The organism is Helicobacter pylori (genome assembly GCF_003638305.1).
Taxonomy (GTDB): domain Bacteria; phylum Campylobacterota; class Campylobacteria; order Campylobacterales; family Helicobacteraceae; genus Helicobacter; species Helicobacter pylori_DJ.
Genome location: NZ_MVYP01000010.1, coordinates 47061 through 67415, shown reverse-complemented (window position 1 = coordinate 67415; position 20355 = coordinate 47061). Strand labels below are relative to the sequence as shown.

Here is a 20355-nt window from a genome sequence, read left to right as displayed (position 1 = left end):
GTTTATTTTTTAAAATTTAAAGTTTTTACAAGGGATTAGTGTTTCATATTGAAACAAAATTTTAACAACAAGCGTTTGTTTTGGGGTTTATTTAGCATTAATTAGGCTGTGTTAATCAAAGTTTGATGGTTAAAAATCTCTAACTCCCCTTAATTTTCTAAAAAGCACTTTACTTAGCACACTTCTTTATATCAATATTCCAATCAGCACCGGATTTGATTTGATGTTTTTGCGCGAAATTATCCCTATTCAGCGCCACGGAAACATTCAACAAGCTGTTTAAATAAACCAACGGCTGGCCTTCTGGCACATCGCCAAAGCTTGCGACATACGGCATTTTCCCTTCGTATTTTTTCTTGGAACCTTTAGAAATCGTTACACACAGCGTGTCATTGAGTTTGATTTTTGCTTGATCGAGCAGTTTATCGCTGATATTGCTCCAAACATTGCCATATTGAATATCCAAAATTGGGATATTGCCTTTCACTTCCCCTTTTGTGGCTTTCGCTTTTTGGTAAGGAATTTCAACGACTTTTGCGGGAAGCTCTGGCCCAACCTGCTCGAATGTGATCGCCCCAGAAGCTAGGCGTGCACCAGTATAGGCATACACATCACGGCCATGGAAAGTGTAGGATTTTTCAGAACCTTTCAAGCGGTTAGCTTTTTCATCAATTTCACGCACGCTATCAATCCCCAAAGTTTGCGCTACCAAAGTCAGCGTGCCGTTATCCGGCGAGACGAAATACTGGCCGTTTTTAGTTTTCAATACTACCGATTTACGCTTAGTGCCTACGCCCGGATCCACTACGCTCACAAATACCGATCCTTTTGGCCAATAACTAGCGGTCTGATACAAGCGGTAAGCACCCTCCCAGATGTTATACGGAGGGATTTCGTGCGTTAAATCAAAGATTTTGAGATTAGAATCAACGCTGAAAGCGACACCTTTCATCGCCGAGACGGCCCCATCTTTTAGGCTAAAGTCGGTTTGTAAAATCAAAGCGTTATCTGCATAAACAGACGATAACCCTATGCACGCTGATAAAAACAACGCTGAAATCGTTTTTTTCATCTGTATTATTTCCTGAATAACGAAAGTGGGATGAATGGTTTTCTCATGGTTATCCTTTGTTGGCTTAAAGTGTTTTTATTATACAATTTAAGGGGGTTGTTTGTTTGTTTTTCACAATTTAAAGTTTTTATAAGGGATTAAAATTTCGTATTGAAACAAAATTTTAACGCTAATTAGGCTCTCTTAAGATAGGGGGTTTTTCACTTAAAACGCAATATCGCCAATGTTTTCACTATTTTCTATATAGTATTTAAAACGCTCTTTTTCTAATTCGTTTTTTAGGATTTGTTGTTCTTCTAAAAGCAGGCGTTTTTGATCTTCTAGGGTGTTGATTTTACGGCTAATATAATAGATATTATTGCTCAAATAAATTTTAGGCACTAACAGAGCTAAAAACGCGCCCCCAAAAACCAATACCCCTATTAAAGCCATTAAAGAAAGGCCGTGCGGATTTTCATTTGTAGCTTCGGCGAATAATTCTTTCTTTTCATCCTCTTCTATGCGCACAAAGCGTTCTTTTTCATTTGAAGAATGGGTTTTGATATTCATGGCTTACTCATATAACTTACTCATGGCTTGAATTGAAACACTCTCATTTTAGCGCTTCGTGAACGCCTGTTGTTTTTAATTTCTTCTGGGCTTGGAGTGATGGGCTTTTTGGTTAAAATTGCGCCTAAAGCGTGATTGTTGGAGCAAGTGCATTGGAAACTTAAAGGATCGCAAATGCAATTTTTAGCGTAATCTTTGAAAGCGTTTTTCACTAACCCATCTTCTAAAGAATGAAAAGAAATCACGCATAAAATCGCCCCCTTAAGGTTTCTAGCGCATTGTAAAAATTCTTTTAATTCTTCTAATTCGTTATTGACTTCTATGCGAACGGCTTGAAACACTAATGTCGCTGGGTGGATTTTTTTATTTTTAGAAAGGGAGCTTAAAAACTCGCTCAAATCCTTAGCGTCTTTGAAGGGTTTTTTAGTGCGCCTTTCTGCAATTTTATGGGCGATTTTTTTGTATTCTTTGATTTCACCATAGTCTCTAAAGATTTTTTCTAACGCTATTACAGGATAAGAGTTGATGACTTTTTGAGCGTTCAAATCGCTCTCTAAATCCATGCGCATATCCAAAGCGTGCGAGTGGAAATTAAACCCTCTGTTGTTATCATCAAGCTGTAAGGAGCTCACCCCTAAATCCACTAAAACCCCCTTGATTCGCTCGCCATGAATTTCTAGGGCTTCTTTAAAGCGTTTGGCAAAACCTCCGCTTAAGAGGTTGTAACGCCCTTCAAAGGCTTTCAATCGTTCTTTAGCGATTTCTTGAGCGAACTTATCTTTATCAATGCCAATGAGTTTTAAGTGCGGTTTTTGGGATAAAAGGGCTTTAGAATGCCCCCCTAACCCTAAAGTGCAATCAATCAAAACCCCTTCTTCTAAAGGCGTGAACGCTTGCAAGACTTCTTGCAACAAAACGCTTTGGTGCAGATTTTCTATTTCTTGCAAACAATCCCCCTAAAATCCCTAGATAAATTTTTCAAATGCCCACTCAATGGTATTGGTTTTGTTGGTTACGCTCAAAAGTTTCTTTTAATTGATCTTAGCTTTTTAAGGTGTGAAAATTCAAACTAAAATCCCTTTTATAAAGACTAAAAGGGCTTAAAGACACCCTTTAAAGGGTTTAAAAAGTGTAGTTATACCCTAAATAAAGCGAATAATCCCGTTTCAAATGGTAATAAAGATTAGTAGCGTTAGGACCCGCACTCAAAAATTTATTGATGAGTAGCGGCACTCTCACGCCAAATTCCACGCCATTATGCTTGTAGATATTGGCTCTCACGCCAAAATTCAACCACACTTGAAAAGCGACGGTTGAAGTATTGGTGCTATAAGGGGCGTTAGGGTTACAATAAGTAGGGGTACAAACATCAGGACCTTTGGCTTCAATGATTTGCTCTTTCCAATAGTTTGCTGCAGAGCTTTTCCAAGTGTTACCGCCGATAGCGACCCCACCAAAAATACCAAAAGAAGCGTTGTCTTTATCAATAATATCAGCTAACAAATCGCTCCCCACACCCCAAGAGACCATATCCAACTGGATTTTATTAGGTGCATAAACTTGCTTACCTAAATCGGCATGCCCATAATCAAAAAGCCCATACACTCTAAAACCAAACCACTTGCTTGTCATATCTAGTGACTTGAATTGGAAAAATTTCTTATAACCCACATTCAACCCAAAACCATTCAAAGCCCCATTAGCGTATTTGGAGTGCCAATTGATATTGGTACCTCCTGGGTTATGCTTATTAGCAGTAAGACCTGGGGGGCAACCTACAACACTCCCTGTGCAATCCCCTGTATTATAAATATTGCTATTCAAACGGGCTTGTCCAAGCTGATAATTAGTCCCTATATAAACACCATCACCTTCGGCTAACAACGAAGGGCTCAAAACTGCGGATAGAAGCCCTAAAGCTACAAACTTTTTCATAAATTCCATTCCTTTACATTCCTATCTTTAAAATTTTCTCATAGAATAATAGCATGTTTATCCTTAATCAAGCAAATATTTTTAACTCTTATGAATAAGAAATGATAATAAAACCATTCTTTTTTGAAGTATAATAGCTCCTTTTAATCCACTTTCTTATTTTAAGGAAACTCTTGCAACATAAAACCATTATGGATAAGATCATTATTCAAGGGGCTAGGGAAAACAATCTCAAAAATATCTTTTTAGAAATCCCTAAAAACCAATTTGTTGTTTTTACCGGATTAAGCGGTTCGGGTAAATCCACTCTGGCGTTTGACACTTTATACGCTGAAGGCCAAAGGCGCTATTTGGAGAGTTTGTCCAGCTATGCGAGGCAATTTTTGGACAAAGTGGGTAAGCCTAATGTGGATAAAATTGAAGGCCTAACCCCAGCGATTGCTATTGATCAAAAAACCACTTCTAAAAACCCTAGATCCACTGTGGGGACGATCACTGAAATTTATGATTATTTAAGGTTGTTGTTTGCAAGGGTTGGGGAGCAATTTTGCCCCACATGTTTAGAACCCATTAGTTCTATGAGCGCGAGCGATATTATTTCTCAAATCTGTCATTTAGAAGAAAATTCTAAAATCATTATTCTAGCCCCCATTATTAAAGATAAAAAAGGTTCGTTTAACGATAAATTAGAGAGCTTGCGTTTGAAGGGGTATGTGAGGGCTTTTGTTGATGGGGTGATGGTGCGTTTAGATGAAGAAATCCATTTGCACAAAACCAAAAAACACACCATTGAAGCGGTGGTGGATAGGGTGGTTATCAATAGCGAAAATTATTCACGGATCGCTAGTGCAGTAGAAAAAGCCCTTAAAGAAAGCTATGGGGAATTAGAAGTGGAAATCTTGCAAGACAACGTGCCAAGCATCAGAAAGCATTACAGCGAGCATAAGGCATGCTTTAAATGCAAGATGAGTTTTGAAGAATTAGAGCCTTTGAGTTTTTCTTTTAATTCGCCTAAAGGGGCGTGCGAAAGTTGCTTGGGTTTGGGGACAAAATTCAGTTTAGACATTAGTAAGATTTTAGATCCTAACACGCCTTTAAATCAAGGGGCGATCAAAGTGATTTTTGGGTATAACCGCAGTTATTACGCTCAAATGTTTGAAGGCTTTTGCGCTCATAATGGCATTGACACCGCACTTTGTTTTAATGAATTGAATAAAGAGCAGCAGGACGCTCTTTTGTATGGGAATGGCACTGAAATCAGCTTTCATTTTAAAAACAGCCCTTTAAAACGCCCTTGGAAAGGCATTATCCAAATCGCTTATGACATGTTTAAAGAGCAAAAAGATTTGAGCGATTACATGAGCGAAAAAACCTGTTCTTCATGCGAGGGGCATCGTTTGAAAGCCTCCAGTTTGAGCGTTCAAGTCGCTGGCTTGAAAATAGCGGATTTTTTAACTAAGCCCATTGAAGAAGTCTATCATTTTTTTAATGATCCCACGCATTTTAGCTATCTTAACGAGCAAGAAAAAAAGATCGCTGAACCCATTTTAAAAGAGATTTTAGAAAGGGTGTTTTTTTTATACGATGTGGGGCTAGGGTATTTGACTTTAGGGAGGGATGCGCGAACGATTAGCGGAGGGGAGAGCCAAAGGATACGAATCGCTAGTCAAATCGGGAGTGGCTTGACAGGGGTTTTGTATGTTTTAGATGAGCCTAGCATTGGCTTGCATGAAAAGGACACGCTCAAACTCATTAACACCCTTAGGAATTTACAAAAAAAGGGGAACACGCTCATTGTCGTAGAGCATGATAAAGAGACGATTAAGCATGCGGATTTTGTTGTGGATATTGGGCCAAAGGCTGGAAGGCATGGGGGTGAAGTGGTTTTTAGCGGGAGCGTGAAAGAGTTATTGCAAAATAACCATTCTACCGCTTTGTATCTCAACGGCACTAAAAAGATTGAGCGCCCTAAATTTGAACCCCCTAAAGAAAAGCATTTTTTAGAAATTAAAAATGTCAATATCAATAACATTAAGAATTTGAGCGTTCAAATCCCTTTAAAACAATTGGTGTGTATTACGGGGGTGAGCGGGAGCGGTAAAAGCTCGTTGATCTTACAAACCCTTTTACCCACCGCTCAAACCCTTTTAAACCATGCTAAAAAAGCTCAGAGCTTGAATGGGGTGGAGATTGTAGGGTTGGAGCATTTGGATAAAGTGATTTATTTAGATCAAGCCCCCATAGGCAAAACCCCACGGAGCAACCCTGCCACTTACACGGGAGTGATGGATGAAATCAGGATTTTATTTGCTGAGCAAAAAGAAGCTAAAATTTTAGGCTATAGCGCGAGCCGTTTTAGCTTTAATGTTAAAGGAGGGCGGTGCGAGAAATGCCAAGGCGATGGGGACATTAAAATAGAAATGCATTTCTTGCCTGATGTGTTAGTCCAATGCGATAGCTGTAAGGGCGCTAAATACAACCCCCAAACTTTAGAAATCAAGGTGAAAGGCAAATCCATTGCCGATGTGTTGAACATGAGCGTGGAAGAGGCTTATGAATTTTTTGCTAAATTCCCTAAAATCGCTGTGAAGTTAAAAACGCTTATAGATGTGGGCTTGGGCTATATCACTTTAGGGCAAAACGCTACGACTTTAAGCGGGGGGGAGGCTCAAAGGATCAAATTGGCTAAAGAATTGAGTAAAAAAGACACAGGCAAAACCCTTTACATTTTAGATGAGCCTACTACCGGTTTGCATTTTGAAGACGTGAATCACCTTTTACAGGTTTTGCACTCTTTAGTGGTGTTAGGCAATTCCATGCTGGTGATTGAGCATAATTTAGACATTATCAAAAACGCTGACTACATTATAGACATGGGGCCTGATGGGGGGGATAAGGGCGGGAGGGTCATTGCGAGCGGCACGCCTTTAGAGGTGGCACAAAATTGCGAAAAAACCCAAAGCTATACGGGAAAATTTTTAGCTTTGGAATTGAAATAGCTTGCATTGGTTTGTAGAAACGATGTAGGGCTGAAAATAACAGACAACCAAATATTAGAGAGCAGAAAAATTACAAAGCTAGCGGCAATAATAACCGCTTAATCATGCAAGAGTTAGCAAGGAAGCCATGCTTTTGAAATCCATCGCATGAGAGTTTGAGAAAATATTAAGGAAAATAGAGACCAAGCTGACACTCTCTAACCATTACAGAAACGGCAATAGCGTCTCAAACCTTAATGGGAATAATCCTACCACAAACGAGTTTAAAACACAAGAGCCACAACGAATGAAGCAAGAAAAATGCGCCATAGTTAAATCCATGTTAGAGATTATAAAAAGCTTGAAATAAGTAGGTTATCAGCCATTAAAAATCGTGAGAGCGGGCGCTATTATTTTCGCCCTATAGCCCAAATTACAAGGGGTAGGGTTGAAAACCCCTAAACTCACTATTTTTAGTCCCACACAAAAACTACTAATAAGGCTTTATTGCCATTAAATGTTAATCATAAATTATAAAAAATGCTAAAAAACATTTTTTATAGTCAATAGTAAAGAGTTTGATTTTAATTTTAATTGCACGATAATTTTTGTAGCACGGTCTTAGGGGTTAAAAAATGACTTTTAATTTAAAAAATAAGAAGATTAAACAAGATTTTATTTATTATTGTTTTCTTTCCGCATGATAATCGCTTGAATGGGATCTTTGCCAAGGAGATTGCCAAACAAAGGCCCCCTCAACAACTCGTAAAACACCTTGCTTGTTATTTTAACGGCTGTTCTCTTTGAGTCTTTAAGGTATTTGGGGAATTGCCTTTTAACTTCTCTATCAATCATAGACCCCCACTTTTTATAGTAGAATTTGATCGCAAATTCCGTTCCTTATATCCGCTCTACCTTACAACTCCTAAACCCAACTTCCAAATACTTTCTCATCAACCACTCAATGTTGTAAGGCCCTCTATCCAAAAAACGCCTGATATTTGCAGAATTGGTTTCATAATATATTGTAGGCTCGCCATTTTCAAGCAAATCAGCAAGAGTGGTGTTGTTATTATCAATCACAGCTGGCACATAAAACCCTGAACACTCATCAGCCCCTAATTCCTTAACGATAAACAATCTGCAACTGATAAAATCACCATCCTTCTCGTTAAGAACATCAATGATTTTATAAGAGCTGCCATACCCATAATAGATCGAGTTAGGTTTTTGTGGTTCTTTATTAGCCTTTAATCCATTAAATTCATCAAAAATACCCGCCATGAAATCATCATCATTTGCTAAAGCGGTTTTACTACTCAATCTGACAATCTTTTCCTCACTCAATTGAACAATAACTTCGTTAGTCTCTCTTTATCCGCTCCAACACCAATCACTCTATAGCCAAATCTATCCACTCTTTTACTCAATTTGTTACACAACAAACCATGTAATCCCTTGTTTTTTAATTTCTTAACAATAAAATCATTCGCTAACATAAAAACTCCCCATTGATTGAACCCCAATCTTTAAACCCCTTTAAGCAAAAAGCCTTAAGCGTTTCTGATAAATGACTTTTAATAATTCCATGAAATTATAGCGTGATCACTAAAACTTATTAAACTTATCTGGTTGCAGATGGTTTATAAAGAAGCCCTACAAACTACTTTTCCAAAAACAAATCTTTCTCTTGGATTTCTGCTCCTTCGCTTAAAATCGCCGCTCTTTCCACGACGCCTAAAAGCTCTCGCACATTCCCATGCCAAGAATATTCTAAAAGGCGTTTTGCGGCGTTTTTTGAAAAAGATTTTTCCCCCAAATGATAAGCCTCGCACACTTCTTTAAGCTTGATTTCAGCAATGGGCAAAATCTCTTCTACCCTCTCTCTTAAAGGCGCGATAGTTATAGGCACGATTTGCAAGCGAAAAAACAAATCTTCTCTAAATTCTTTTGAAGCGATTTTTTCTTTCATGTTAGCGTTGGTAGCGGAAATGAAACGAACATCAATTTTAACGCTCTTATTATCCCCAAGGCGCGTGATTTCTTTTTCTTGAACCACTCTTAAAAGTTTGCTTTGCAATTGAAAGGGCATTTCAGCGATTTCATCTAAAAAGATCGTGCCTTTATTCGCGCTTTCAAAAAGCCCCATTTTAGGTGCTGTGGCGTCCGTGAACGCCCCTTTTTGATACCCAAAAAGCTCGCTTTCTAATAGATGCTCTGGGATAGCGGACATGTTGATTGCGATAAAAGGGTGCTTGGAGCGCTGAGAATGCTGGTGGATGAAATGAGCAAAAACTTCCTTACCCACCCCGCTTTCGCCTAATAGCATGACATTAGCGTCCGTGCTTGCGACTTTTAAGGCTTGTCGTTTGCTCTCTTCTAAAGCTTTTGAAGTGGCTAAAAAGCTGTGTTTGTGTGGTTTTTTTAAAGGTTTTTCTAAAGGGTGTTTTTTTTGAAATTCTAAAACTTTTTTAGTGCGATAGATGGATTCTAAAAGCAATTCTGGTTTAAAAGGCTTTTGAAAAAAGTCTTTCACGCCTAAACGAATGGAATCAATGGCTTTATTCAAGGTCGCATTACCGGTAATCACAATGGATTCATACTTGCCTTCTAAAAGGCGTAAAAATTCTAAGCCGTCCATATGGGGCATGTTAATATCCGTGATGACTAAATCAAAGCTTTCATCAAGTTTCGCTAATGCGTCTTTAGGGTTTTTAAAACTCACAATCTCCAAATCGTCTTGAAGCTCAAAAAAAAGCTCCAGGCTTTTACGCATGTTAATATCATCTTCTACAATGGCGATTTTCATTCTTCTTCCTTTCTAAAAATATCTAAAGACAGCGCATCTCCCACTAAACTCGCTCTAACGCTTAAGGCTTTGAGGTTAAGAATGCTCGTGGTAGTGGTGCCGTTTTTATAGCTATGATCATAATGCGTGATAGCGACTTGGCTTTTTAAAAGGCAATCAATGACTCGCTCTTTTTCCTTTTTTAACGCTATTTCTAAAAGGAAGCGTTCTAGTTTGGTTTGGAGCAAGGGGTTTTTCAAATCGGGTAAGTTGCGAGTGATGATAGAGCAATGATAGTCTAAAACATAGGGGGCTGTTTTAATGCGGCTGACAATAGGCTTAGAGACAGAATACTCTTCGCCCATCACTCTAGAATCAACGATTTTCAAGCGGTACGAAATTAAAAATTCTTGTTCTTCTAGGGGGCTTAGGGCATGCAAAGAAACCCCTAAAAAATAAAATAAAAAATAACAGAATGAAAAGAAACGCATCACTCAAACAAATTTTGCGCACGTGAGGTTTCTAAATTTTCTGGCTCTTCTTCTTTAGGGCAAGAATTGACATACACGACTTTATCAGCGGTGTTTATGAGTTTTACCCCACTGGCGTTTCTTCCGGTTTCTCTAATGTCTTTAATGGAAACTCTAATCATTTTCGCGCTCGCAGTAAGGATCATCAAATCTAGGTTCTCATCATCCACGCTGATAACGCCCACTAGATTGCCGGTTTTTTGAGTGAGCTTCATGCCAATGACCCCCTTACCTCCACGAGATTGCTCCCTATACGCTTCGGCTAGAGTTTGCTTGCCAAGCCCGTTCTCGCTCACGCTCAAAAGCTTGTTGCTATCATCGCTAATGACGACCGCACCGACAACAAAATCATTTTCATTCAGCCTAATCCCTATAACCCCACGAGTCGTTCTTCCGATCTCGCGCACATCTTCTAAAGGGAATTTAATGAAAATGCCCAAATGCGATGCGATGAGCAAATGCTTAGCGTTTTTATCCACAACTTTTGCGCCCACTAATTCATCGCCTTCATCTAAAACAATCGCTCTGATACCACAACTCCTGTTGCTTTCAAATTCGCTCAAATTGGTGCGCTTCACCACGCCATTTTTTGTGAAGAAAGCTAAAGAACGCTCATCGCTAAAATCTTTAGTGCTTAGAGTTGCCATGATCTTTTCATCCGGAGCGAGCGAGATTAAATTCACAACGGCTTTACCCATAGCGATCCGGCTCGCTTCTGGGATTTTATAGACTTTTAGATGATACAATTGCCCCTTATTGGTGATAAAGAGCAAAATATCATGCGTGTTAGCCACAAAAAAGTTTTCAATGAAATCGTCTTCATAAGTGCTGCCTGAAAGCTTGCCTTTACCGCCACGATTTTGCTTTTCATAAGCTTTTAAATCCACTCTTTTCACATAGCCTTTATGGCTCATGCTCACTACCATAGGCTCATTAGCGATCAAATCTTCTGTGTCAATGCTTTCATAAGATTCTTGAATTTCAGTGCGCCTTGGAGAAGAAAACTGCTCTTTGACTTCTAAAAGCTCTGTTTTGACGACCTCATTCAAGCGATCTTCGCTCTTTAAAATGCCATTGAGATCATCAATAAGCTCTAGCAGGTTTTGGTATTCTTCTTTGATCTTATCCCTTTCAAGGCCTGTTAAGCGTTGCAAACGCATTTCTAAAATGGCTTTGCTTTGGATCTCGCTCAAAGTAAAACGCTCCATTAAGGCGTTTTTGGCTGCTTCTGGGCTTGGGCTTGATTTAATGAGCTGCACGATTTCATCAATATTGTCCAAGGCGATCAAATAGCCCTCTAAAATATGCACTCTAGCCTTAGCCTTTTCTAATTCAAAAATCGTGCGTCTTATAATAATGGTTTTTCTGTGGTTTAAAAAAAGGCGCAACAATTCTAAAAGCGTGAAAATCTTAGGCTCTTTATTATAAATAGCCAGTAGAATGATGCTAAAAGTGGTCTCCATGGTGGTGAGTTTGTAGAGATGGTTTAAGACAATTTCACTCATCGCGTCTCTTTTTAATTCAATCACCACTCTAATGCCCTCTCTATCGCTCTCATCGCGCACTTCGCTAATGCCTTCAATTTGTTTTTCTCGCGCTAAATCGCTGATTTGTTCCACTAATTTGGCTTTATTGGTTTGGAAAGGCATTTCATCTAAAACGATGATTTCTTTGTTTTTCGTCTTTTCCACATGCACTTTGGCCCGCACTTTCACGCGCCCTCGCCCCGTTTTATAGGCTTCAACAATACCCGCCTTGCCATAAATGATCCCACCAGTGGGAAAGTCAGGCCCTTTAACAAATTCCAAAATTTCATCTAATGCAGCGTTAGGGTTTTCTAAGACATGCGCTAAAGCGTCTATGATTTCATCCATCCTGTGGGGGGGGATAGAAGTCGCCATCCCCACAGCGATCCCATTAGCCCCATTGACTAAAAGGTTAGGCAGACGGCTTGGTAAAATATCTGGCTCTTTTAAGGTGTCATCATAATTAGGCACAAAATCAATGGTGTCCTTATCAATATCCCTTAAAATTTCTTCACTCGCCTTAGTCATTCTGGCTTCAGTGTAACGCATCGCTGCAGCGTTATCGCCATCAATAGAGCCAAAGTTACCCTGCCCATCCACTAATTCCAAGCGCATAGAAAAATCTTGCGCCATTCTCACCAACGCATCATAAACCGCGTTATCGCCATGGGGGTGGTATTTACCAATCACATCACCCACGATCCTAGCGCTTTTTTTATAAGCGACTTTGGAAGTAAGGCCTAATTCATGCATCGCATACAAAATACGCCTATGCACAGGCTTTAAGCCGTCTCTAGCGTCCGGTAAGGCGCGCCCTATGATCACGCTCATGGAATAGGCTAAATAGCTCTCTTCAATAGAAGAATCAATCCCCACTTCTACAATATTTTTTGTTTCATTGACTAAATGATCTTGCATGTGTCTCCCTAAAATTTAATTAAAATAAAGCGTTAAAAGGTAACGCCCCCAAACAAAAGCCCAAAAAATAAGCCCTATCAGTTGGGCCGAACTGGCCATGTCTTTAGCCTTTTTAGCTAAAGGGTGGAACTCAGTGCCAGTAAAATCCACAGCCTTTTCAATGGAGCTATTGATGAGTTCAATCACCACCGATAAAAAGCAAGGCAAGATCAATAGCCCCCATTCTAAAAAATCTTTGGTTAAATAGCTCGCTAGAACGATGCAAAAAAGAGCCAAGATGACAATTTGCTTGAACGCGCTCTCTTCAGCCCATGCGCATTTAAGCCCATCTTTAGAATAAAAAAGGGCTTTAAAAAGGCGTTTAAACCCTTTAGCTTTGGGGGGGACTTTGAAATCACTCATGGCTTATTTTGTAAGATTGAAAGAAATTCACGCTAAGGCTTTCTAACAAATCGTTAAAAGTCAGCTTGGCGTTGTCTTTAGCTTGGGCGTTAAGAGCGATTTGGGATCGTTTGTCTTTAGCCATAGAAACAAAGGCTTGCAACAATCCTTTAAAATTTTGTTGGAGTGCTGTATTGTCTTTAAAACGGGATTGGAACAAGGCTATAAAATAGTTTTCTAAAGAAGCTAACGCGCTTTCATAAGAGACGCTAGGGGTTTGAGATCGCAAACTAAAATAAGGGGAAAAAAAGCCCAAACTCTCTTTATTTTGGTGATAAAAGGCTTCCAAAAGGTTTTTAAGATGGTGTGCTTGGATAGAAACGCCCAACTTTGGCGCTGAAAAACGCAGTTTGTCTTGCAACTCTTCTATGGCTTTAGCGTCTTTAGAACTCAAGGTTTTAAAAATATTTTTAAGGGAGAGATTTTCTTGAGTCTCCATTAAACCCTCTTGAAAAAAAGTGTAAGCAAGGATATTTTCCGCATTAGTCAAATCGCATTTTAAATTATCGTTTAAGGTTTTTTCATCTAAAGCGTTGAATTTTAAAGAGCAATTCAAGTGCGTGGGTTTCATTTTTTCTAATAAGGTATTCAAGTCTTTTAGGGGGATTTGATGGATTTTTTGCTGAATATCTTGTTCTAAAATAGGGGATTTGATTTGAGAATGGACAGAAAGGGTAAGAGAGCTTTTATCTAAAGAATGGAGCTTGATATTTAAATTTTTAAAATCCATAATAGGGGAGTTTTGAGAGTCTAAAAAACTGAGCTCTTTAGAAACGCATGCGATTTTAAAAAACCCTTCGCATTCAAAAGGAGCGCCTACAATCCCCATGCCCTTAATATGGGGGCGTTGATCCAAATAAGCGTTAAGATAAGCGGTTAAAGATTTTTTAACCGACATGCTAGTAAAGAAGATAAACACCCCTAAAAGCACGCAAATTAAAGCCCCAATAACCACCATCCAAGACATGAATTTTTTAGTCAAAAAAACCCTTTATTTTATTGAAAGTATAGTGATAGAACTCATAAAATACATTTTCTTATTTTTAGAGATATTGACAATATCTTGCAGTAATTTTCCACAATTTTTTTCTTCCCAAGTGTAGTTTCGCTGGTGTATAAGAGTAGAAAATATCGTGTTTGTTAGGGCAAAAAAGTCGTTAGCAATGCCTTGTGTTACTTTCATAGCTTTTCCTTTTAGGTGGATTAAAATTATACCGAGTATTAAATCAAAAAAAAAGAAAAAGAGCTTAAAATTTTGAAAAAGTCCTAATTTGTGGCTGAATTTGTTGGTATTGAATAAAAATTTGCTTGAGTTGAATTAACCCAAGCTTTTTATAAGTGTGTCAAAGAGGCATAAAGCCTCTTCATAAAAAGGATTGAGCGATTTTAGCGTCTTTCTGGGGGCTGTATGCCTAGCCAATCTTTATAAAACACCTCTATATTAGGCTCAAAATCATGGATCACAGGATACCAAGGAGTTGGGGCTTCAACATCTAAAAGGATGCCGCAATCCGGGCAAATATACTCCCGATACACTTGCCAGTTGGTATCACTGGCTAAGAGTTTAGGATACACCTCTTCCATTTTTTCTGCTGTATCGCGCACATAGATGTTTGCATGCAATTTCCAATTCTCCTCTGGAGCGCAAAACGCATGGCCGCATGAACACTTAATGACCCACTTCTTTTGAGGATCTTGCACCACAAACAAATGCGGTCCCAAGGGTAAGACGATTTTGTCATCAAAATCTACCTTATCTTGCAACACCTTCAAATACATTTGAAACCTTTCATGATCTTTAGGCATGCTCAGCATTTTTAAGACAGTGTTCCAATCCAAGTTCCCCTCTACCAAATTTTTAATTTGTTCTTGTGTGTATTTTGACATGACCATTCTCCTTTCTTTATTTCTCATCAACCAACAGAACTGTGCGCACATCAGGCAATTTGCTCAAATCCATCCTGTATTTAGATCCATAGGTGAATACGCCAAGCTCATCTTCTTTCACGCTCCAGCTCTTTGGCAAGTTCCAGAATGTTTTAAAATCATTCAAAAACTTAGGCGAGAGATCAAAGCTAGTCGCATACATGTGCTTAACTTGTTTGGAAGCCTCTTTTTCAAGAATAGCGTTTCTTTCTTGCTCCATCCATTGTTTTACCGGTATGGATCTAGCCTTTCTGTTTTCAAGAATTTCTTTTCTTCTGGCTTTCGTTTTGGCTTCATCGCCGACCCACACGCCGTCTTTATTTTGACTCACCACCGCGCCATAAACCTTGTAAGCGTATTCTGGCAATAGCTGTTTGCTGTTTAGATCTTCTAAAATCGCGTTCAAATCCCTTTCAATAGGATCGCCAAATCCAGGACCGCCTTTGATGTAGTTCAAATACAAGTCATAATTATCAAAGCAGTTCTCGGTGGTGATGCATTGCTTATCCCTTTTGACTTGAGACGCATGAGAAATGTGCTTTTCATAATCTCGATCAGTTGGGTTAAAATCGCCTCCCAAAGGCAAGCTGGCGTTATTTTTAATCCTGTTTTTTAAATCGGTGTTGTGCGCTTCAAACCTATAACCACTAGCCGCTGGATAGCCTCCCATCATACCCCAATCGCTATTCATATAGCCATTACCCATAAAGAACATGGTCCAATCATGCGCGCCCCACACCATTCTTAAGGTTTCAAACCCGTTACCGCCTCGATATTTCCCATACCCACCGGTATTGGCTTTGACATTCCTGCCTAAATAAAGAAGAGGCTCTGCCATTTCCCAAATTTCAACATCACCCATATCGCCTTCTGGGTTCCAAATAGCCGCTGCGTGATTTAAGCCGTCTTTTATCGCGCAAGCTCCAGTCCCACAAGAACTCGTCTCAAAGCTATTCACCGCATGGATTTCTCCATCCTGGTTGATACCACCGCCTTGCAGCCAATTGGAAGTGTTAGCGTTTCCGGAATTGACCTCTTCTAAATACCCTCGGCTGTAATACGCTTGAGACAAGCCTCTCCACAAAGCGCTCCAACCTGATACCAAGAAATGCCACGCATAAGCATGCCCGGTACGCCTGTCATCTGGATTCATCCAAGTCCCTTTTTTGAGTCTGAATTGAGTCGCAAAATAAGCGCCATCATTGATGCGAGAAGTGGGGATCAATGTTTGAGTCATCATCACCCAAATACCGCTAGTAAAAGACACTTGGTTGCAATTGAAAGAGTGCCATCCCCACCTAGACGCGCCATCAAAATCCAATTTCCATGTAGCGTCCTTATTGATAGTGATTTCCACAGGAGAGTGCATGATCGTGTCTAGCTTAGCAAATTCAGAGCACACGCCAATATCCTTATGCGCATAAGGCACATCCACAAACGCTACCTTTCTATACTTGCCGGGTATGGTCATGGATTTGATCCTAGAGATAAGGCCTCTCCTCCCTTCTTCAATCACCTCATCAATAAATCGCATGTAAGAATCAATGCCGTCTTCTTTAATGACTTCCATCACTAAATCCCTAATCATATGGCATCCTGCAATCCTAGTCCTTTCATCCAAAATCCAATATTTAGGCGTTCTTACCGATCTTTGAGATTCATGCAACCAATCCTTAAAGCTCTCATCATTCGCCCCTGTTTTACGGCAAGTGATCATGTATCCATCCCCAAATCTTTGAACCTGCCCGGTGCTCATCGATCCTGGAGTAACTGATCCCGTATCAATCACATGCGTAACGCCACCTACCCACCCAATCAATTTTTCATCGTGAAAGATAGGCACAAGAGTCATGATATCGCATGGGTGCACATTCCCAATCGCACAGTCGTTATTGGTGAAAATATCCTTATCGTTGATACCAGGGTTATCTTCCCAATTATTCTCTACCATGTATTTAATAGCCGATCCCATAGTGCCTACATGGATAATGATGCCCGTAGAAGTCAGCACGCTATCACCCACAGCGTTATAAAGCGTGAAGCACAATTCCCCCTCTTGCTCAACAATAGGGCTTGCAGCAATCCTTTTAGCTGTTTCTCTGGCATGCACGATACCGCCTCTTAATTTAGAGAACATCTTCTCATAACCAATCGGATCTCTTTCTTTAAACTCTAGTTTTTTGAGACCATTGTAATGCCCTGTTTTTTCTGTCCTGGCTAGGATTTCATCTCTAGCTTGTTTTAAAGTTTTGCCGTTTTTCAATAAATTTGCCATTTTGAACTCCTTTATTTAATTTCTTTTAAGTGGAACAATCGGTGTTTGTCTAGTCTTGTCGCAAAGCCTTTGGGTATCACAAAGGTGGTTGAATCCGCTTCCACGATCGCAGGCCCTATGACTTCATTTCCAGGCAGTAACTTTTCCATGTGCCACACATCCGCATCCACCCATTGCTTATGACGATAGAATTTTCTAACGCCTACTTTGGCCTCTTTTGGGGGCGTAGCACCATGCTCTTTTTCAACCGGAATCACTGGTTTTTGCGTAGCCACAACACCACGCATGATCACGCCGGTCACGCTAAAGCCAAGCTCTGGAGAACACGCTGATTCAGAATAAACGCGAGCGTAGGTTTTTTCATATTCTTTGACAATCTCTTCCCAATCAGCCACGCTTGCAGCTTTTGACACAGGAGAAGTGATCTCTAAGTCATTCAATTGCCCCATATACTGCATCCTGTATCCAGGTCTTAAGATCACATCTTTTTCAGAGAATCCATTGATCTTAAACTCTTCAATCACTTTGAGAGTCAATTCATCCCATGCGTCTTGAATGATCTTGCATGCCTCTATTTTGGACTCGTCTGAAGAATACTGCGGAATAGCTATATCAACGCTCTTGTCGTATCTGTATTCAAAATCAGCGCAAGCGCAACCAAAAGCACTAAACCCAGCCGCCCATGCAGGCACTACCACATCTTTAAACCCTAAGCCTTCTGTATAGCCATAAGTGTGAACAGGTCCCGCACCACCATACGAAAAGCACGCAAAGTCAGATGGGCTATACCCTTTAGCGCTAATATTGGATCGCAAGTATTCTTTAAGCTCCAAATCAAGCAACTCAATCACACCCGCAGCCGCATCTTCTACGCTAATGCCTAGCGGATCAGCGATTTGCTCTTTAATGTGTTTTTTAGCCCTATCCACATCTAATTTGATTAGGCCGCCCAAGAAATTATCCGGGTTCAAATAGCCTAAAACAATATGGCAATCGGTTACCGAAACCGTGTCTAAACCGCTGTCTTTCCAACAAGTGCCAACTCTATACCCCGCGCTGTCAGGCCCTAGTTTGACCGATCGGCTGTGCGGATCAATGCGCACAAAACTCCCAGCGCCCGCACCAACGGAATCCATAGCCACAAGCGGTAGAGATAAAACAAGACGCGCCATATCAGGGTCAGAAGCGATATTGAAATTGCTCTTAACGATAAGCGCCATATCAAAGCTCGTGCCGCCAATATCGCTGCATGCAATATTGTCATAACCAAGCGTTTCGCCTAGCAATTTAGATCCAATCACGCCTCCAATAGGGCCGCTCACAATAGTCCTAGCGAGCTCTTTAGCTTTCCAACTAATGGTGCCTCCATGCGTTGCCATCACACGAAGATCGAATTTAGCGCCATGCTCTTTGAAGCGGTTACTGACTTTAGAGAGAGTTTGCCTGCTTGGCTCAGCCGCATAAGCTTCTAAGATGGTGGTGTTCATTCTGTGGCTTTCTTTTCTTTGAGGGTAGTAATCCACAGAAGCGAATACAGGAATATTTTTACCCAATTTTTCCAGCTCTTTTAACGCTATATCTCTAACAATCCGCTCGCTTTCAGCGTTTTTATGAGATTGCAACAAGCAAATCACAATGGCTTTCGCGCCTGCTTCTAAAAGTTCCTTAATAGCAACTTTAACCTCTTCTTGGCGCACTGGGATAACCACTTGCCCCTTGACATCGGTTCTTTCTGTAACGCCTCTAATCCTTTTTAAAGGAATCAGCGGATCATCATACTTGTGCGTGTTGATATGCAATCTTTCTTCTAGCGCATACCCCAAGTAGGATTGCAACGCCCTACCCATAGAATGCATTTGCTCAAAACCCTTATTGCAAATCAGGCCCACTTCCATCCCGCGCCTTTGGACGACCCGATTGAGCATCGCCGTGCCTGAATACACGCAAGTGACCAACTCTGGATAAACCTTACTCACATCCGATTGCCAGTGCGATAAAGCGTCTTGCGAGCTATTATAAATAGCTAAACTCTCATCTTCTGGGTTGCTTTGGGCTTTACCGACTACGAAACTGCCATTTTCTTTCACAAAAAATGTGTCCGTCATGGTGCCACCGGCATCAATACCCATCACCTGAACTCTTGCGTCTTTCATTTTTTAGACTCCTTGTATTAAAGTGTTGCTCGAGGTAACCTATTCGAATTGTAGGGCTGATTTTTAAATGGAAATCGTTTATTTCAAAGTTGTTTGTAATAAGGGAAAATTTGGTGTAATAAAGTGAAAAGTAGTAACAAGTTCATTCAAAACGCTACCGATATTCATCTTAAATTGCCCAAAAATATCATATAAATATCATATAGGAAGAAAAATATAAACTGATATTAAATCAAAAGGCGAAATTCAATTCTAATGTGCCGATCTGGTGGTGCTTAGGTTGGGATTGAAAGGTTTTACTAATATCAGTGATCGTAAAAGCCACCCTGAGGCTACGCCACATCATAGCCGCTCCTATTTCACTGGCATAAACAAAGTATTCCAAATTAGCAATGCCCCTAGTTTCAGGGCTATTGCCTTGAATGAAGATATTAAGAGGTTGGAAGCGCCCAAAAGCCCCTACAAAAAAATAGATGGAAAACTTATCGCTATAAGGCATGCCCCCATCAAAAGCGGTATTGACCTTATTGACACCATAATCAGCGTCCAAGTTATACCCAGCCCTAAAGAGCGAGCCGAGTTGGAAATAATCCCTCGCATTACCCAATTCCACATTAAACCCGGGCATTAACTCCATAGAAAAAAAACGAGTCTTTAAAAGGGGGACTTTTTTTAGCAATTGGTAGTGCAATTCAAAGATAAATTCGTTTTTGAGCTGCGTGTTCCAGCCATAAAATTGGGGGTCATGACCCCATTTATGAATGAGACGTTGCGTTTGAGCGGCCAAAGAATCTTGCCCTGTCGTGCCTAAAGAAAGCGTGAATAATTCCATAAAAGTTTGATGGCGGTTATACACATTCAAATTCACCCGTAAATACCCCCCATAAGGGTGGTTGTCATGCAAATGCACCAGTTTTCTGTTTTTAAGCGAAGGGGTATACATGTCTTGGGCGAGAGAAATACCAAAACGAGTAACCCTAGGGCTTTTATTGAAAAACCCTAAATACGAAGACCATTTCATCGCTTTATTTTTAGAAAAGTCAAATTCTTTAGTAGAAAAGCCTATTTGATTGCCTGCCGTGTAATACTCATCAATGTAAGGGTTGATATAACCATCATTTTCAGTCATCAAATTGATAGAATAGCGTTTAGAGGGCGTTAATGGGGTAGGAATATCCTCTTTTGCCCATGCAAACATCCCTAATAATAAACATAAAATAAATTTGAAAAACAAAACACTTCCTTAGGTTATTATGCGGTTATT

17 protein-coding genes and 1 pseudogene are annotated in these 20355 nt (G+C 40.0%); 2 read left to right on the top strand and 16 right to left on the bottom strand.

Annotated features, from left to right (window positions below; genetic code table 11):
- Positions 1-169 precede the first annotated feature (169 nt).
- The 4 genes from EAL04_RS05730 to hopE all read right to left on the bottom strand — a co-directional run bounded on the left by EAL04_RS05730 (position 170) and on the right by hopE (position 3565).
- The gene (locus EAL04_RS05730; protein ID WP_120973897.1) at positions 170-1072 is read right to left on the bottom strand and encodes an SAM hydrolase/SAM-dependent halogenase family protein; all 903 of its coding nucleotides are present in this window, start codon (positions 1070-1072) and stop codon (positions 170-172) included.
- A 204-nt stretch (positions 1073-1276) separates the two neighbouring features.
- A complete protein-coding gene (locus tag EAL04_RS05725) occupies positions 1277-1621 on the bottom strand; it encodes a hypothetical protein (RefSeq protein WP_001022687.1) in 345 nt (114 codons plus the stop codon).
- Between the two features lie 20 nt (positions 1622-1641).
- A complete protein-coding gene (rsmH, locus tag EAL04_RS05720; protein WP_120973895.1) occupies positions 1642-2568 on the bottom strand; it encodes a 16S rRNA (cytosine(1402)-N(4))-methyltransferase RsmH in 927 nt (308 codons plus the stop codon).
- Positions 2569-2743: 175 nt separating this feature from the next.
- Positions 2744-3565 carry a Hop family outer membrane protein HopE gene (hopE, locus tag EAL04_RS05715; RefSeq protein WP_162982505.1) on the bottom strand — a complete coding sequence of 274 codons (822 nt, stop codon included), beginning with the start codon at positions 3563-3565 and terminating at the stop codon, positions 2744-2746.
- Positions 3566-3729: 164 nt separating this feature from the next.
- Between hopE and uvrA the strand changes: the two genes are divergently transcribed.
- Entirely contained in the window at positions 3730-6555 is a 2826-nt protein-coding gene (gene uvrA, locus EAL04_RS05710; RefSeq protein WP_205585808.1) for an excinuclease ABC subunit UvrA, read from the top strand.
- Positions 6556-6718: 163 nt separating this feature from the next.
- Positions 6719-6904, top strand: a complete 186-nt coding sequence (locus EAL04_RS08130; RefSeq protein WP_120973910.1) for a hypothetical protein — start codon at positions 6719-6721, stop codon at positions 6902-6904.
- A gap of 305 nt (positions 6905-7209) precedes the next feature.
- On the opposite strand, the pseudogene EAL04_RS08255 reads toward EAL04_RS08130, so the two are convergent.
- From EAL04_RS08255 to EAL04_RS05645, 12 genes and pseudogenes are all read right to left on the bottom strand, one after another.
- Positions 7210-7674, bottom strand: a pseudogene (locus EAL04_RS08255) (hypothetical protein).
- Positions 7675-7877: 203 nt separating this feature from the next.
- Positions 7878-8033 (bottom strand): hypothetical protein, encoded by a 156-nt coding sequence (locus tag EAL04_RS08010; protein WP_205585806.1) that lies wholly within the window; start codon positions 8031-8033, stop codon positions 7878-7880.
- 164 nt (positions 8034-8197) lie between these two features.
- Positions 8198-9343, bottom strand: coding sequence for a transcriptional activator FlgR (gene flgR / locus EAL04_RS05690; RefSeq protein ID WP_120973889.1), 1146 nt, complete (start codon positions 9341-9343; stop codon positions 8198-8200).
- A complete protein-coding gene (locus EAL04_RS05685; RefSeq protein WP_162982504.1) occupies positions 9340-9813 on the bottom strand; it encodes a hypothetical protein in 474 nt (157 codons plus the stop codon). Before EAL04_RS05685 ends, flgR begins: the two co-directional genes overlap by 4 nt.
- On the bottom strand, positions 9813-12296 hold the full coding sequence (gene gyrA / locus EAL04_RS05680; RefSeq protein WP_120973887.1) for a DNA topoisomerase (ATP-hydrolyzing) subunit A: 2484 nt from the start codon (positions 12294-12296) through the stop codon (positions 9813-9815). Before gyrA ends, EAL04_RS05685 begins: the two co-directional genes overlap by 1 nt.
- A 15-nt stretch (positions 12297-12311) precedes the next feature.
- Entirely contained in the window at positions 12312-12698 is a 387-nt protein-coding gene (locus EAL04_RS05675) for a diacylglycerol kinase (protein ID WP_120973885.1), read from the bottom strand.
- Positions 12691-13719 carry a hypothetical protein gene (locus EAL04_RS05670; RefSeq protein ID WP_120973883.1) on the bottom strand — a complete coding sequence of 343 codons (1029 nt, stop codon included), beginning with the start codon at positions 13717-13719 and terminating at the stop codon, positions 12691-12693. Before EAL04_RS05670 ends, EAL04_RS05675 begins: the two co-directional genes overlap by 8 nt.
- Positions 13720-13728: 9 nt before the next feature.
- Positions 13729-13920 carry a DUF262 domain-containing protein gene (locus EAL04_RS05665; RefSeq protein WP_120973881.1) on the bottom strand — a complete coding sequence of 64 codons (192 nt, stop codon included), beginning with the start codon at positions 13918-13920 and terminating at the stop codon, positions 13729-13731.
- Between the two features lie 203 nt (positions 13921-14123).
- The gene (locus tag EAL04_RS05660; RefSeq protein WP_162982503.1) at positions 14124-14624 is read right to left on the bottom strand and encodes an acetone carboxylase subunit gamma; all 501 of its coding nucleotides are present in this window, start codon (positions 14622-14624) and stop codon (positions 14124-14126) included.
- A 16-nt stretch (positions 14625-14640) separates the two neighbouring features.
- Positions 14641-16938 carry a hydantoinase B/oxoprolinase family protein gene (locus EAL04_RS05655; protein ID WP_001285085.1) on the bottom strand — a complete coding sequence of 766 codons (2298 nt, stop codon included), beginning with the start codon at positions 16936-16938 and terminating at the stop codon, positions 14641-14643.
- Between the two features lie 11 nt (positions 16939-16949).
- Positions 16950-19091, bottom strand: a complete 2142-nt coding sequence (locus tag EAL04_RS05650; RefSeq protein WP_120973877.1) for a hydantoinase/oxoprolinase family protein — start codon at positions 19089-19091, stop codon at positions 16950-16952.
- Positions 19092-19323: 232 nt separating this feature from the next.
- A complete protein-coding gene (locus EAL04_RS05645; RefSeq protein WP_000465187.1) occupies positions 19324-20325 on the bottom strand; it encodes a lipid A deacylase LpxR family protein in 1002 nt (333 codons plus the stop codon).
- Between the last annotated feature and the right edge of the window lie 30 nt (positions 20326-20355).